Genomic DNA, 13,356 nt, shown 5'->3' with positions numbered 1-13,356 from the left:
CACAAATCAGCACTGTCACAGGGCCCGCCCGACCGGCATCTCCATGTCGTCAGGACGCCGCGCGAACAACCCGCGCGGCCCGCGATCCGATCAGTGAGGACGATGTCATGGAACCCCGCTTCAACCTGTTCGCCAACGAGATCGGCGCCAAGATCCTCAAGCGCATCTACAACGTCAGCACGGCGATCGAGCAGTCGTCACTGCCCAAGGCCACCCAGCACCTGGTGATGATCCGCGCCAGCCAGATCAACGGCTGCGGCTTCTGCCTCGACGCCCACACCAAAGACGCCACGGCCGACGGCGAGAGCGCGGTCCGGCTCAACCTGGTCGCCGTCTGGCGCGAGACCACCGTGTTCACGGAGGCCGAGCAGGCCGCGCTGGCGATCACCGAGGAAGGCACCCGGCTCGCCGACGCCCACCTCGGCGTGTCCGACGAGACCTGGGATCAGGTCCGCAAGCATTACGACGACGACCAGATCTCCGGGCTGATCTCCCTGATCGCCATGATCAACGCAGCCAACCGGATCAATGTGATCACGCGTAACCAGGGTGGTTCTTACGAGCCTGGCATGTTCAGCAGCATGTCGAGCTGAGGACGAATCCGAATGGGCGCGCCGGAGGCGCTGGGGGTGCGCCGGAGGCGCCGAATCAATGACGCCTGAGCCGCGCGGCGCGAAGCGCCCACTCGCGAAGCCCTTTCGGGGTGGGTTCCAACGGCCCACCCCGTAAACCAGGCGACGGGTGGGGTGAGCTAGATGCCGAGGGCTGAGGGAAGGCCGAGCTCCTGGAGGAAGAGGGCCTCCGTGGTAGCGACCCGGCGAAGCTCCTCCAGGTCCAGGCGCTCGTTCGGGGCGTGGATCGCCGCCTCCTCGTCCTCCGCCCCGAACAGCAGGATCTCGGCCGCCGGGAACTGCCGGAGCAGCGTGTTGACCAGCGGGATCGAGCCGCCCGCGCCGACGTCGCGCGGAGGGCGGCCGAAGGCGCGTTCCATGGCGCGGTTGAGCGCGGCGCGGGCCTTGCCGCCCGAGTCCGCCTGGTAGCCGGAGCCGACCGTGAAGTCGCCGAACGACACCTGCACGCCCCACGGCGCCACCTGGCGCAGGAACTCCACGACCGCGTTGACCGTGGTCTTCGGGTCGCCGGCCGGGGGGACGCGGACGGTGACGCGGGCACGTGCCGCGGGCTGGACGGCGTTGACGGCGCCCGACACCGTGGGCACGTCGAGGCCGGTGACCGTGATGGCGTACGAGGACCACAGCCGGTCCGCGAGCGAGCCGGAGCCGACCAGCGACACGCCGTCGAGCACCCCGGCCGTCCGCCTGAACTCCTCCTCCGACGGCCCCTGCCCGAGGAACGAGCCGCGGGGCAGGCCGGGGACGCGGATGTCGCCGTTGTCGTCGTGCAGCGAGGTGAGCATGCGCATGAGCGCGGCCAGCGCGTCGGGGGCGGCGCCGCCGAAGGAGCCGCTGTGCAGGGCCTCCTTCAGGGTGCGGACCTCGATGGTGAAGGCGGCCATGCCGCGCAGCGACGTGGTGACGGCGGGGTCGCCGACGCGCGGGTTGCCGGTGTCGGCCACGACGATGGCGTCGGCGCGCAGCAGGTCGGGGTTGCGCTCGACGAACGCCTCCAGCCGGTCGCCGGCGTACTCCTCCTGGCCCTCGATGATGACCTTGATGCCCACGGGGAACCGGCCCTGGAACGTACGCAGGGCGGTGATGTGGGAGATGATGCCGGACTTGTCGTCGGCGGTGCCGCGCCCGTACAGGCGGCCGTCGATGAGCGTCGGCTCGAACGGCGGCGTACGCCACGCGGCCGGGTCCCCCGCCGGCTGCACGTCGTAGTGCGCGTACAGGAGCACCGTGGGCATGCCGGGAGGCGCGGGGGCCTCGCCGAAGACGGCGGGGAAGCTGCCCTCGACGGCCACCTGCTGCACGCGCGGCAGGCCGGTGGAGCGCAGCAGCTCCTCGGTCATGGCGGCGGCGGCGAAAACGGGCTCTTCCGGGTGCCCGGGGAAGGCCACGGAGGGGATGGCGGCGAGCCGCTTCAGCTCCTCGACGGCCTGTGGCATCGCGGCAGCGACGGCGCTCTCGATCTGGTCTGGAGTCACGGAGGGTCCCCCGGGGTCGTTCTTCACCTATTCACAGCGATTCGTCCATTGGATCACAACCGGCCCTGTGCTGCGGAAACGGGATGCTGGGGCGGCCTTGACCCGCGCGCTAATCTACCTGCGGATTTCGTTGTTGTTACATACCGCTTCTGCGGATCCCGATTTTCTTGCAGAGTGCTGCGACCGATTCGCTTGGCAAACCCGCAGGTGAAGCGTCACACTGTGGCTAGTTCAGACACGAGGGAAGATAACCATGACGCAGCCGGAACACGACGTCCTGAAGGCCGCGCAGGACAACCTGTGGTTGCACTTCACCAGGCACAGCGCGTACCAGCAGTCCGAGATCCCGACCATCGTGCGCGGTGAGGGATCCTACGTCTACGACATCCACGGCAAGCGCTACCTCGACGGTCTGGCCGGTCTGTTCGTGGTCCAGGTGGGCCACGGACGGCAGGAGCTGGCCGAGGCCGCCGCCAAGCAGGCCCAGGAGCTGGCGTTCTTCCCGCTGTGGTCCTACGCCCACCCCAAGGCCGCCGAGCTGGCCCAGCGCCTGGCCGCCCACACTCCCGGCGAGCTGAACCGCGTCTTCTTCACCACGGGCGGCGGCGAGGCGGTCGAGACCGCCTGGAAGCTGGCCAAGCAGTACTACAAGCTCATCGGCAAGCCGCTCAAGCACAAGGTCATCAGCCGCCAGATCGCCTACCACGGCACCCCGCAGGGCGCCCTGTCGATCACCGGCATCCCGGCGTTCAAGCAGATGTTCGAGCCGCTGGTGCCGGGCTCTGTCCGCGTCCCCAACACCAACCACTACCGCGCCGACGAGATCACCGGCGTCAAGGGCATGACCCCCGAGGAGTACGGCTACTGGGCCGCCGAGCGGGTGGCCCGCGCCATCGAGATGGAGGGTCCCGACACGGTGGCCGCCGTCTTCGCCGAGCCCGTCCAGAACGCGGGCGGCTGCTTCCCGCCGCCCCCCGGCTACTTCCAGCGGCTGCGCGAGATCTGCGACGAGTACGACGTCCTGCTCGTCTCCGACGAGGTCATCTGCGCGTTCGGCCGGCTGGGCACCATGTTCGGCGGCCAGAAGTTCGACTACGTGCCGGACATCATCACCTGTGCCAAGGGCATGACCAGCGGTTACTCCCCGATCGGGGCGATGATCGCGCACGAGCGGCTGTTCGAGCCGTTCAAGGGGGGCGACACGATGTTCGCCCACGGTTACACGTTCGGCGGCCACCCCGTCTCCGCCGCCGTGGCGCTGGCCAACCTCGACATCTTCGAGCGCGAGGACCTCCTCGGCCACGTGACGGCGAACGAGCCGCGCTTCAAGCAGACCCTCGACGACCTGCGCGACCTGCCGATCGTCGGCGACGTCCGGGGCTCCGGCTACTTCTGGGGCATCGAGCTGGTCAAGGACAAGGCCACCAAGGAGACGTTCTCCGCCGACGAGTCGGAGCGGCTGCTGCGCGGGTTCCTGTCGAAGGCGCTGTTCGACGCCGGCCTCTACTGCCGCGCTGACGACCGCGGCGACCCCGTCATCCAGCTCGCCCCACCGCTGATCGCCGGGCAGAAGGAGTTCGACGAGATCGGAGAGATCCTCCGCGGCGTGCTCGCCGAAGCCTGGGCTCAGCTCTGACACCCCTCAATCCGGTACGACGGAGTGCCGGTTCCCGAAAGGATCCACCGCCATGAAGATCGGCGTTCCAGCCGAGGTCAAAAACCACGAGTATCGCGTCGCCGTCACCCCGGCAGGCGTGCACGAGCTGGTGCGCAACGGGCACGACGTCACCGTACAGCGGGGCGCGGGCCTGGGCTCGCAGATCACGGACGAGGAGTACCTCGCGGCCGGTGCCAAGATCCTCGACAGCGCGGACGCCGTCTGGGCCGAGGCCGACCTGGTGCTCAAGGTGAAGGAACCGATCGCCGAGGAGTACCACCGGCTGCGCGAGGGGCTGGTGCTGTTCACGTATCTGCACCTGGCCGCCTCCCGGCCCTGTACCGACGCGCTGCTCACCGCGCGGACCACGGGCATCGCGTACGAGACCGTGCAGGTGGGCAACGCGCTGCCGCTGCTCGCCCCCATGTCCGAGGTGGCGGGCCGGCTGGCGCCGCAGGTGGGCGCGTACAACCTGATGCGCTTCAACGGCGGCCGGGGCGTCCTGCCCGGCGGCGTGCCGGGCGTCGCCCCGGCGAAGGTGGTCGTGATCGGCGGCGGCGTCTCCGGCCTGAACGCCGCGCAGATCGCCGTCGGCATGGGCGCCGACGTCACTGTCCTGGACACCAACGTCGACCGCCTGCGCTTCATCGACGCCGTGTACCAGGGGCGGCTCAAGACGCTGGTCTCCACCTCGTACGCGATCGAGCAGGAGGTCCTCGGGGCCGACCTGGTGATCGGCGCGGTGCTGATCCCCGGCGCCAAGGCTCCGACGCTCGTCTCCAACGACCTGGTCGCGCGCATGAAGCCGGGCTCCGTGCTCGTCGACATCGCCATCGACCAGGGCGGCTGCTTCGAGGACTCGCGCCCGACCACGCACGCCGACCCGACGTACAAGGTGCACGAGTCGATCTTCTACTGCGTGGCGAACATGCCGGGCTCCGTGGCCAACACCTCCACCTACGCCCTGACCAACGCGACCCTCCCGTACGCGGTCAAGCTGGCCAACCTGGGCTGGCGGGACGCGGTCAAGTCCGACGCCGGCCTGGCGGGCGGGCTCAACACGCACGACGGCAAGCTGACGAACGAGCCGGTCGCCCAGGCGCTCGGGCTGCCGTACACGCCGGTCGCCGAGGTGGTGTGATGGAGTGAGGGGCACGAACCGGTTCGTGCCCCTCACCACCTGAGGAGGAGCGATGACGCTCGGCATCAGCCAGGTCACCGTCTACGTCGACGACCAGCAGCGGGCGGTCGACTTCTGGAGCGGCAAGATGGGCTTCGAGGTCGTGCGCGACATGCCGTACGGCGAGCACCGCTGGATCGAGGTCGAGCCGCCCGCCGGAGGCACCCGCCTGGTGCTGGCCAAGGCCGACCCCCAGTGGCCGGCGCTGGTGGAGGGCCTGCCCAACTACGTGATGTTCCACGCCGACGACATCGTCAAGACGCACCAGGAGCTGGCGGCGCGCGGCGTCGAGTTCACCCAGCCGCCGAGCCGGCAGCCGTGGGGCTGGTCGGCCGTCTTCAAGGACGACGACGGCCACCTGTTCCACCTGGGGCAGCGCTAGTCAGCGGATCCCGAGGCGCCACCGCAGGTCGCGGGCCGTCACCAGCACGTGCTGGAGCTCGCCGGGGCTCGGCCAGGGCGCGCTGCCCGGCCGCACCAGCGCCCCGCGTACCGACGCCAGGTGCTCGACCGCGCTGGCGTGCGCCCCGCTCCGCTCCACCAGCCACGCCAGCACGTCCGAATGGTCGTGCAGCGGCCTGGTCATCAGGTCCCACGTGGACAGCACCTCGGCCAGGTCCGCCACCTCCAGCTCGGCCCCGTCCCTGCGCCGGGTGGCCGCCGCGGCCAGCTCGGCGCGGGCGGTCAGCTCGGGTTCGGCGGGGCGGCCCCAGGAGGGCGGCGGCGGGTCGGCCAGCCACTCCTGCGCCTCCCCGTGCTCCCCGGCGACCGACAGCAGCCCGCCCAGCTCGACGGCGGCCCTGTGGTGCCCCGCCCGCGCCGCCTGCCTGAACCAGTGCTGCCCGCCCGCCAGGTCGCCGAACTCGGCGATGAGCAGCAGCGCGTAGTTGAAGGCGGCCTCGGCGTCGCCGCCGGCCGCCGCCCGGCCGAACCAGTGGCTGGCCGCCGCGGTGTCGTCCAGCTCCACGCAGACGAACCCGGCCATCCGCTGGTCGTCGGCCCGGCCGGCGTTCGCGGCCTGCTCGAACCAGGCCCGCGCGGCCCGCAGATCGCCCCTGGACAGCGCCACGCCCCCGAGCCGCGACGCGGCACCGGGGTGCTCGCTCGTGGCGGCCAGCCGGTAGTACGCCTCGGCGCCCTCGGGGTCGCGGGTGGCGTGCAGGTAGAGGCCCAGGCAGTACGCGGAGTCGGCGTGCCCGCCCCTGGCCGCGCACTCCCACCAGTGCACGGCCTCGGCGTCCTGGCCCGCGCAGTACGCCAGGAACCCCAGGTCGTGCGCGGAGGCCGCGTCACCGCCGTCGGCCGCCCTGCGGTGCCACTCCCTGGCCGCGCCCAGCTCGCCCGCGTCCTCGCACATCAGCGCCAGCCGCCGGGCCGCCGTCCTGGATCCGGCCGTGGCCGCGCTCTCGAACCAGACCCTGGCCGCCCCGACGTCGCCACGCTGCTCCAGCAGGAGCAGGGCCAGGTTCGTGGCGGCCTCGGCGTCGCCGGTGCTGGCGGCGGCCTCGTACCAGGTGACGGCGTCCTCCAGGCTGCCGTGTTTCTCGTGCCAGATGCCCAGGTTGTAGGCGCTGTCGACGTTGCCGCCGGCGGCGGCGCGCTCCCACCAGTGACGCGCGGCCACGCGGTCGCCGTGCTGGGCGAAGAGCTTGCCGAGCCGGTGCGCGGCCTGGGCGTCGCCCGCCTGAGCGGCGGCCATCAGCTCGGGCTCGTCTCCCACCCGCGGCGCCGGTACGGACGGCAGCCCCACCTCTCCTTGCCAGGACATGGCGACAGAGTGGCACGTGATCGCCCGGTCGCGAACCGTAATCGCCGAAGCCTCTACGAGAACTGGATGAAGCCGGTGTACATGCCCATGGCGCAGACGTACCGCAGCGTGCCCGCCGGTTGCGGCGGCAGCCGTACGGTGGCGGGCAGGGCGACGTCGCGCCCGACGATCGAGACGGTGCCGGTGCACCCCTGGTCCACCAGCTCGAAGACCACCTCCACGGGCACTCCGGCCCGCGCCGTCACGATGGCGGGCCGGTAGCCGTCGCGGGTCGCCCACACGGTGACCGTCGTCGCCGCCGGACCCGACGCGGCGGGGGTTTCCGCCTGGGCGAGCCAGCCGCCGAGGTTGACGCCTGCTCCGGCGGTCCAGAGGCCGGAGCCCATGGCCACGATGGCGGCCCACCGCGCCAGCCGGGTGCGGGAGATCCGCCGCAGCACGTACCCGAGCAGCGCGAACGCCGGTGCGGTGCCGACCACGAACCCCGCCATGGCCGCCGCGCCCGCCAGCGGCGAGCCGCTGGAGACGGCGATCAGCTCGACGCCGAGCGTCACGCCGCAGGGCACCAGGATGGTGGCGGCGCCCAGCAGCGGCGCCTTGAACCGGGACGGGGCCGGGGGCTCGGGTGCCGAGCAGCCCGTACGCCGCATGAGCCGGATCGCGTAGCCGATGACCGTGACCCCGGCCACGACCAGCAGCACCGCCCTGGCCTGCGGCGGCAGGCTGACGGCCGAGCCGAGCAGCCCGAGCAGCGCCCCTGCCGCGGTGTACGAGGCCAGCCGGCCCGCCAGGAACCAGCCCACCAGCGCCGGATCGTGCCCGCCGCGGCCGTCGGCCAGCCCGATGAGCAGCCCGCCCTGAGCTGCCGTGCACGTGGCGGTCCCCGCGAGTAGCCCGGCGGCCGCCCCGCCGGCCAGCAGGGTGAGGGCCTGCACGGTCAGCGGGCGCGCGCCAGGTCGTGGACGAACAGCTCGGGGCATCCGCAACTGCACTGGCCGCAGAACGTGGCGATGGACCGCATTCTCGTCCTCACTCTCACTCGGGCCGGTTACTCGCAAGGTAACGCGACCCCTTGGATGCGGCCAGTGACAGTTGTCGCACTGATAGTGACGTTTAGGATGTACCGCCCCTGAGCACAGACATCCTTTCGAAGTACTCGTCGTCGGTCATCTCGCCGCGGGCGTAGCGCTCGGCGAGGATGCGCTCGGCGGACGCGGTCGGTGAGGCCGCCGAAGCGGCGGCGGGTGCCCGGCGCGGCCCCCACCAGCCCCGCCGCCAGCCCACCACGGCCAGGGCGATGAAGCCGGCCCAGAGCAGGGCCCAGACGATGGGGAAGATCGGGGCTATGCCGCCGGCGGCGCCCCAGTGCGGGCCCGCCATGATCAGAGTGTTCATGTCTCCTCCTTGACGTGTGCATCCAGGGTCGCCGGAGGAGCCGCGCGGCGAATCGGACGGCGGGCTCTGCCCGCGCTGCGCCCGGGGGAGTGCTTCGGGCGGGGCCGCCGTACGACGGCGGGGGTAGCACGCCGCCCGTCAGGCCACGCAGAACTCGTTGCCCTCGGGGTCGGTCAGTACAACCCAGTCGTCGTGCGTCTCCTGGAGCTCGGCCCCCAGCTCCACCAATCGGTCGATCTCCGAGTCGAGGTCGTCGGCCCGGAGGTCGAGGTGCACCCGGTTCTTGACGATCTTGCGTTCCGGCACCCGCTGGAACCACAGCCGCACGGGGCCGCCCTCGACGAGCACGGTCGGGTCGTCCTCGGGGTCCTCGACGCCGTGCTCGCGCAGCCGGGCCAGCTCGGCCTCGTCGTACGGCGCCACCGCGTACCCGTCGAGCGCCGCCGCCCAGAACCGGGCCAGCGAGGCCGGATGCCGGCAGTCGAACACCACGTCATGCAGTCTGGCCATCGGGTTTCCTCGCCTCGATCAGGAACCGGGCGGAGTGGGCCACGAACGGCCCCTCGGCCTCGATCCGCTCGTGCAACGAGCGCAGCTTGCCGGAGAAACGCTCGACCGAGAACCCCGGCACGATCCAGATCACCTTCCGCAGGAAGTAGATCACCGCCCCGATGTCGCGGAACTCCATCCGCAGCCGCTCGGACCGCAGGTCCACGACCTCCAGCCCGGCGGACTCGGCCTCGGCCCTGGCGTGCTCCGGGTCGCGGTGGCCGCCCTCGTGCGGGCCGAGGAAGTACTCGGACAGCTCGTACACGCTCCACGGGCCGACCTGCTGCGAGAAGTAGGCGCCGCCGGGCCGCAGCACGCGGGCGATCTCCGCCCACCACGTCGTCACGGGATGGCGGCTGCTCACCAGGTCGAAGACGCCGCCGGCGAACGGCAGGCGCGGCTCCTCGTCGTCGTGCACCACCCACGCGCCGCGCGGGCGCAGCCGGGAGGCGGCCAGCCGCAGGTTGGGCGGCCACGACTCGGTGGCCACGGTCATCGGGGGCAGTGCGGGCAGGCCGGCGAGGATCTCGCCGCCGCCGGTCTGGATGTCGAGCGCGGCCCGCGCCCGCGCCATGCGCTCTCCCAGGAGCCGGGAGTAGCCCCAGGACGGCCGTTCCTCGCTGGCCCGGCCGTCGAGCCAGGAGAAGTCCCAGCCGGCCACCGAGACGGTGTCGGCCTCGCGTACGAGGTCGTCGTAGGTGCGCCGCATCCTCCGACCTTGTCAGCGGCCGGGCCGGGAGATCAACCACATTTCGTCAGGCGATGCGGTGGCGCACGGCGGCGCGGTCGATGCCGAGCTGGTCGATGAGCTGCGCGACGGGGTCGGGCCGCTTCTGCGCCAGCAGGTTGAGCACCAGGTGCCGGGGCGCCTCGGCGTCCCTGGTCTTCGCCTTCGTGGCCTTGATGGCGTCGTTGAGCACGGCCCTGGCGCTGGAGGTGAGCGCGGTGGCGGGGACCGCGGGGTGCTTGCGCGGCGTGTCGGGCAGCTCGCCCACCTCCAGCCCCAGCATGCGCAGCGCGGCCCGGTCGAGCTCCTCCAGCGCCGCGCGGGCGGCGGCCAGATCGACGCCGAGCGCCCGGGCGGACTCCTCGTGGTGCAGGAGGCCGAGCAGCATGTGCTCGGTGCCCAGCCGCCGGTCGCCGCGCAGCCTGGCCTCCTCGAACGCGGCCTTGACGATCACCGTGACCGGGCTCTTCTGCCTGCCGAACATCGTCAGCCCCCTCATTTCCCGTACTTGGCGTGCACCGACTGCCGCGACATGCCGAGCGCGTCGCCGATCTGCTCCCAGGTCCAGCCCTGCTCCCTGGCCAGCGCCACGGACACCGCCTCGACCTGCTCGGCCAGCCGGTGCAGCGCCCCGACCGCGCGCAGCCCCATCGCGGGGTCGTTGGCGCGGATCCGCTCGGTCAGCTCTCTAACGTCCACGTTGTCAGGCTAGCTTGACAGCTCGAAATTTGTCAATCTAGCCTGACAGGCATGGAAGATGTGCTGATCGTGGGGGCGGGACCCGTCGGGCTGATGCTCGCGTGCGAGCTGAGCCTGGCCGGCGTGCGCCCCGTCGTGCTGGAGAAGAGGGACGGGCCGAGCGAGCTGCCCAAGGCCAACGGGCTGGGCGGGCAGATCGTCGATGTGCTCGACCACCGGGGGCTGCTGGAGCGCTTCAGCGCCGGCAGCCCGTTCTCGGGACGGGCCGCCGGCTTCCCGTTCGCCGGGGTGCCGCTGAGCTTCGAGGGGATCGACGACCTGCCGCTGCGCTTGCTGCTCATCCAGCAGCCCCGGCTGGAGCGGCTGCTGGCCGAGCGGGCGCGCGAGCTCGGCGTCGAGATCAGGCGCGGCCGCGAGGTGACCTCGCTGGCCCAGGACGAGGAGGGGGTTACGCTCGGCGTCGGGGACACGCACCTCCGCGCCCGGTACGCCGTCGGCTGCGACGGCGCCCGCAGCCGCGTACGGGAGTGGGCCGGGATCGCCTTCCCCGGCACCACGGACGAGGAGGGGCTGATCGTCGGCCACTTCAAGGCCGATATCAAGGTCTTCGAGAGCCTGGAGTCGGACGGCCTGCAGCCGGGCTGGAACCGCACGCCGCAGGGCCGTGTCCTGCTCACCTCGCTGCAGGACGGCGTGCTCATCGCCGGCGTGCGCGAGCCGGCCGCGCTGCCCGACGGCCCCGTCACCCTGGACGGCTTCCGCGCGGCCGTGCGCCGCGTGCTGGGCAGGGACGTCCCGCTCGGCGAGCCGATCTGGCTGTCGAGCACGGTCGCCCAGGCCCGGCTGGCCGAGCGGTACCGGGCCGGGCGGGTGTTCGTGGCCGGGGACGCCGCCCACCTGTTCCCGGCGGGCGGGTCGGCGCTGAACGTGGGCATGACGGACGCGGTCAACCTCGCCTGGAAGCTGGCCGGCGTGCTGCGGGGGCGCGTGCCGGAGACGCTGCTCGACACGTACGACGCCGAGCGGCGGCCGATCGGGGCCCGCACGCTCATGCAGACGCGCGCGCAGGCGGCGATCGACCGGGTGGAGGGCGAGGACGGGCTGGCGCTGCGCGAGCTGCTCGGCGAGGTGTTCGCCTTCCCGGGGCCGGCCCGGCACCTGGGCCTGCTGCTGCAGGACTCCGGGCTCGGCTACGGGCCGGCGGAGGACCCCCTGGTCGGCCGGTTCGTGCCCGATCTGGAGCTGGACGGCGGCGGCCGGGTGGCCGAGCTGATGCGCGCGGCCAGGCCCGTGCTGCTCGACCTCGGCGGCGGCGCGGAGGTCGCGGGCGACTGGATCGACGTGGTGCGCGCCCGCTGCGACGACCCGCCCGCCGACGCGCTGCTGATCCGCCCCGACGGCTACGTGGCCTGGGCGGGCACCGACGGGCTGGCCGAGGCGGCCGAGGAGTGGTTCGGCGCGGGCCTCACAACCAGCCGGGCTTGACCAGGCCCGACTCGTAGGCGATGACGACGAGCTGGGCGCGGTCGCGGGCGTGCAGCTTCATCATGGCCCGGCTCACGTGCGTCTTCGCCGTCGCCGGGGACATGAACAGCTTGGCCGCGATCTCGTCGTTCGTCATCCCGGTGCCGACCAGGGCGAGCACCTCGCGTTCGCGCTCGGTGAGCTGGTCGAGGCCGTCGGCGGCGACCGGCTCCTTGGCGCGGGAGGCGTACTCGGCGATCAGCCGGCGGGTCACGCTGGGCGACAGCAGCGCCTCGCCGGCCGCCACCACGCGCACCGCCTGGATCAGCTCGGCGGGCTCGGTGTCCTTGACCAGGAAGCCGCTGGCGCCGCCGCGCAGCGCCTCGAAGACGTACTCGTCCAGCTCGAACGTCGTCAGGATGATGATGTGCGGCCCCGGCGGCATCTGGCGGGTGGCGGTCAGGCCGTCGGTGCCCGGCATGCGGATGTCCATGAGCACGACGTCCGGCTGGTGCTCGCCCGCCAGCCGGACGGCCTGCGCGCCGTCGGACGCCTCGGCCACCACGGTCATGTCAGGCTGGGCGTCGAGCAGCGCCTTGAAGCCCGCGCGGACCAGCGCCTGGTCGTCCGCCAGCAGAACCTTGATCATGACGTCTCCTCGGGTAGGGGCAGCCGGGCCTCGACCTCGAAGCCGGTGCCGGAAGGGCCGGCGACCAGCGTGCCGCCAAGCGCGGAAGCCCGCTCGCGCATGCCGGGGATGCCGTTGCCGCTGCCCGACTCGGACAGCGCGCCAGGGGTGCCGGAGCCGGAGTCGGTGACGCGCAGGGCCAGCTCCTGCTCGCCGTACTCCAGCCGGACGCTCACCGCCGCCCCGGGCGCGTGCCTGGCCGCGTTCGTGAGCGACTCCTGGACGATCCGGTACGCCGCCCGCTCCACCTGCGGGGGCAGCGGCCGGGAGCCGACGCGTTTGAGCGTCACGTCCACCCCCGAGCGCTCGATCAGCTCGTCGAGCCGGTCGAGCCCGGCCGTGGGGGAGCGGGGCGCGCCCTCGCGCAGCACGTTCAGCACCGAGCGCATCTCGCCGAGCACCTCCTTGGAGGCCGTCTTGATCGTGGCCAGGGCGCTCCTGGCCTGCTCGGGGTTGGCGTCGATGAGGTGCAGCGCGGTCGAGGCCTGCACGTGGATGAGCGAGATGTTGTGCGCCAGGACGTCGTGCAGCTCCTGCGCCATCGTCAGCCGCTCCTCGCTGGCCTGCCGCCTGGCTTCCTCCTCCTCGACCCGCGCCCGCTCGGCCCTGCGCTCCCTGACGTTCCTGACCAGCTCGGCCACGACCATGAGCAGCATGATGGAGGTCAGGATCCACACGCTGTGGAACAGGTCGCGGTTGCCGACCATCCAGGCGTAGGTGAGGAACGACAGCAGCGTCATCCCGGCCATCACCCAGGCCATCAGCCTCCTGCCGCGCAGCACCAGGAGGACCAGCAGGACGCCGGGGCTGATGAAGGTGGGGCCGTAGGCGTACCCGCCGATCAGGAACAGGTCGCAGGCGGCCAGCGCGGCGGCGGTCGTGATCAGCGGGTAGCGGCGGTGCAGCAGCACCGCGAGCGGGCCGACCAGCAGCAGCACGTACGCGTACGGGTCGAGCGCCTCGCGTTCCAGCCGCTGCCCCCAGGAGGCGCCCTTGGCGATCACCAGCTGGGCGGCGGCCACGATCAGGGCGAGGTAGGGGTCGAAGCCGTACTTCCTGCGCATGCCACCCACGCTAGATCACCCCTTCTGACCAGCACATCATCCCTATGTGTCAGGAGGC

At 72.1% G+C, this 13,356-nt stretch carries 15 protein-coding genes; 5 read left to right on the top strand and 10 right to left on the bottom strand.

Annotation, left to right across the window (positions count from 1 at the left end):
• Window positions 1-107: 107 nt before the first annotated feature.
• On the top strand, window positions 108-593 hold the full coding sequence (locus tag HD593_RS49750) for a carboxymuconolactone decarboxylase family protein (RefSeq protein ID WP_185109872.1): 486 nt from the start codon (window positions 108-110) through the stop codon (window positions 591-593).
• A gap of 158 nt (window positions 594-751) precedes the next feature.
• On the opposite strand, the gene HD593_RS49745 is transcribed toward HD593_RS49750, so the two are convergent.
• The gene (locus HD593_RS49745) at window positions 752-2,107 is read right to left on the bottom strand and encodes a dipeptidase (protein WP_185109871.1); all 1,356 of its coding nucleotides are present in this window, start codon (window positions 2,105-2,107) and stop codon (window positions 752-754) included.
• A gap of 253 nt (window positions 2,108-2,360) precedes the next feature.
• Between HD593_RS49745 and HD593_RS49740 the strand changes: the two genes are divergently transcribed.
• Genes HD593_RS49740 through HD593_RS49730 form a run of 3 tightly spaced genes read left to right on the top strand, consistent with a single transcriptional unit; the run spans window position 2,361 to window position 5,326 of the window.
• A complete protein-coding gene (locus HD593_RS49740) occupies window positions 2,361-3,743 on the top strand; it encodes an aspartate aminotransferase family protein (protein WP_185109870.1) in 1,383 nt (460 codons plus the stop codon).
• 52 nt (window positions 3,744-3,795) lie between these two features.
• Entirely contained in the window at window positions 3,796-4,905 is a 1,110-nt protein-coding gene (gene ald / locus HD593_RS49735) for an alanine dehydrogenase (protein ID WP_185109869.1), read from the top strand.
• 52 nt (window positions 4,906-4,957) lie between these two features.
• The gene (locus HD593_RS49730; protein ID WP_185109868.1) at window positions 4,958-5,326 is read left to right on the top strand and encodes a VOC family protein; all 369 of its coding nucleotides are present in this window, start codon (window positions 4,958-4,960) and stop codon (window positions 5,324-5,326) included.
• Here the strand turns inward: HD593_RS49730 and HD593_RS49725 are convergent, their stop codons facing one another.
• The 7 genes from HD593_RS49725 to HD593_RS49695 all read right to left on the bottom strand — a co-directional run bounded on the left by HD593_RS49725 (window position 5,327) and on the right by HD593_RS49695 (window position 10,082).
• On the bottom strand, window positions 5,327-6,712 hold the full coding sequence (locus tag HD593_RS49725; protein WP_185109867.1) for an SEL1-like repeat protein: 1,386 nt from the start codon (window positions 6,710-6,712) through the stop codon (window positions 5,327-5,329).
• A gap of 53 nt (window positions 6,713-6,765) precedes the next feature.
• Window positions 6,766-7,692 (bottom strand): urease accessory protein UreH domain-containing protein, encoded by a 927-nt coding sequence (locus HD593_RS49720; RefSeq protein ID WP_185109866.1) that lies wholly within the window; start codon window positions 7,690-7,692, stop codon window positions 6,766-6,768.
• A gap of 133 nt (window positions 7,693-7,825) precedes the next feature.
• The gene (locus HD593_RS49715) at window positions 7,826-8,107 is read right to left on the bottom strand and encodes an SHOCT domain-containing protein (protein WP_185109865.1); all 282 of its coding nucleotides are present in this window, start codon (window positions 8,105-8,107) and stop codon (window positions 7,826-7,828) included.
• Window positions 8,108-8,245: 138 nt separating this feature from the next.
• Window positions 8,246-8,617, bottom strand: coding sequence for a VOC family protein (locus HD593_RS49710; protein ID WP_185109864.1), 372 nt, complete (start codon window positions 8,615-8,617; stop codon window positions 8,246-8,248).
• Complete coding sequence (locus HD593_RS49705; protein ID WP_185109863.1) at window positions 8,601-9,365, bottom strand: class I SAM-dependent methyltransferase; 765 nt, start codon at window positions 9,363-9,365, stop codon at window positions 8,601-8,603. Before HD593_RS49705 ends, HD593_RS49710 begins: the two co-directional genes overlap by 17 nt.
• Before the next feature lie 46 nt (window positions 9,366-9,411).
• Window positions 9,412-9,882, bottom strand: coding sequence for a Clp protease N-terminal domain-containing protein (locus HD593_RS49700; RefSeq protein WP_246547159.1), 471 nt, complete (start codon window positions 9,880-9,882; stop codon window positions 9,412-9,414).
• Window positions 9,879-10,082, bottom strand: coding sequence for a helix-turn-helix domain-containing protein (locus HD593_RS49695; RefSeq protein ID WP_185109862.1), 204 nt, complete (start codon window positions 10,080-10,082; stop codon window positions 9,879-9,881). Before HD593_RS49695 ends, HD593_RS49700 begins: the two co-directional genes overlap by 4 nt.
• Before the next feature lie 51 nt (window positions 10,083-10,133).
• On the opposite strand from HD593_RS49695, the gene HD593_RS49690 reads away from it, so the two are divergent.
• Complete coding sequence (locus HD593_RS49690) at window positions 10,134-11,567, top strand: FAD-dependent monooxygenase (RefSeq protein WP_185109861.1); 1,434 nt, start codon at window positions 10,134-10,136, stop codon at window positions 11,565-11,567.
• On the opposite strand, the gene HD593_RS49685 is transcribed toward HD593_RS49690, so the two are convergent.
• The gene (locus HD593_RS49685; RefSeq protein WP_185109860.1) at window positions 11,548-12,195 is read right to left on the bottom strand and encodes a response regulator; all 648 of its coding nucleotides are present in this window, start codon (window positions 12,193-12,195) and stop codon (window positions 11,548-11,550) included. The genes HD593_RS49690 and HD593_RS49685 overlap by 20 nt on opposite strands.
• The gene (locus HD593_RS49680; RefSeq protein ID WP_185109859.1) at window positions 12,192-13,298 is read right to left on the bottom strand and encodes a sensor histidine kinase; all 1,107 of its coding nucleotides are present in this window, start codon (window positions 13,296-13,298) and stop codon (window positions 12,192-12,194) included. Before HD593_RS49680 ends, HD593_RS49685 begins: the two co-directional genes overlap by 4 nt.
• Window positions 13,299-13,356: the final 58 nt, after the last annotated feature.

Source organism: Nonomuraea rubra, from assembly GCF_014207985.1.
GTDB classification, from domain to species: Bacteria; Actinomycetota; Actinomycetes; order Streptosporangiales; family Streptosporangiaceae; genus Nonomuraea; species Nonomuraea rubra.
This window is presented reverse-complemented; position numbering and strand designations above follow the sequence as displayed.

Coding starts and splice junctions, on each gene's coding strand:
- HD593_RS49750 (WP_185109872.1), top strand. CDS start 108: ATGGAACCCCGCTTCAACCTGTTCGCCAACGAGATCGGCGCCAAGATC.
- HD593_RS49740 (WP_185109870.1), top strand. CDS start 2,361: ATGACGCAGCCGGAACACGACGTCCTGAAGGCCGCGCAGGACAACCTG.
- ald (WP_185109869.1), top strand. CDS start 3,796: ATGAAGATCGGCGTTCCAGCCGAGGTCAAAAACCACGAGTATCGCGTC.
- HD593_RS49730 (WP_185109868.1), top strand. CDS start 4,958: ATGACGCTCGGCATCAGCCAGGTCACCGTCTACGTCGACGACCAGCAG.
- HD593_RS49725 (WP_185109867.1), bottom strand. CDS start 6,712: ATGTCCTGGCAAGGAGAGGTGGGGCTGCCGTCCGTACCGGCGCCGCGG.
- HD593_RS49720 (WP_185109866.1), bottom strand. CDS start 7,692: ATGCCCCGAGCTGTTCGTCCACGACCTGGCGCGCGCCCGCTGACCGTG.
- HD593_RS49715 (WP_185109865.1), bottom strand. CDS start 8,107: ATGAACACTCTGATCATGGCGGGCCCGCACTGGGGCGCCGCCGGCGGC.
- HD593_RS49710 (WP_185109864.1), bottom strand. CDS start 8,617: ATGGCCAGACTGCATGACGTGGTGTTCGACTGCCGGCATCCGGCCTCG.
- HD593_RS49705 (WP_185109863.1), bottom strand. CDS start 9,365: ATGCGGCGCACCTACGACGACCTCGTACGCGAGGCCGACACCGTCTCG.
- HD593_RS49700 (WP_246547159.1), bottom strand. CDS start 9,882: ATGAGGGGGCTGACGATGTTCGGCAGGCAGAAGAGCCCGGTCACGGTG.
- HD593_RS49690 (WP_185109861.1), top strand. CDS start 10,134: ATGGAAGATGTGCTGATCGTGGGGGCGGGACCCGTCGGGCTGATGCTC.
- HD593_RS49685 (WP_185109860.1), bottom strand. CDS start 12,195: ATGATCAAGGTTCTGCTGGCGGACGACCAGGCGCTGGTCCGCGCGGGC.
- HD593_RS49680 (WP_185109859.1), bottom strand. CDS start 13,298: ATGCGCAGGAAGTACGGCTTCGACCCCTACCTCGCCCTGATCGTGGCC.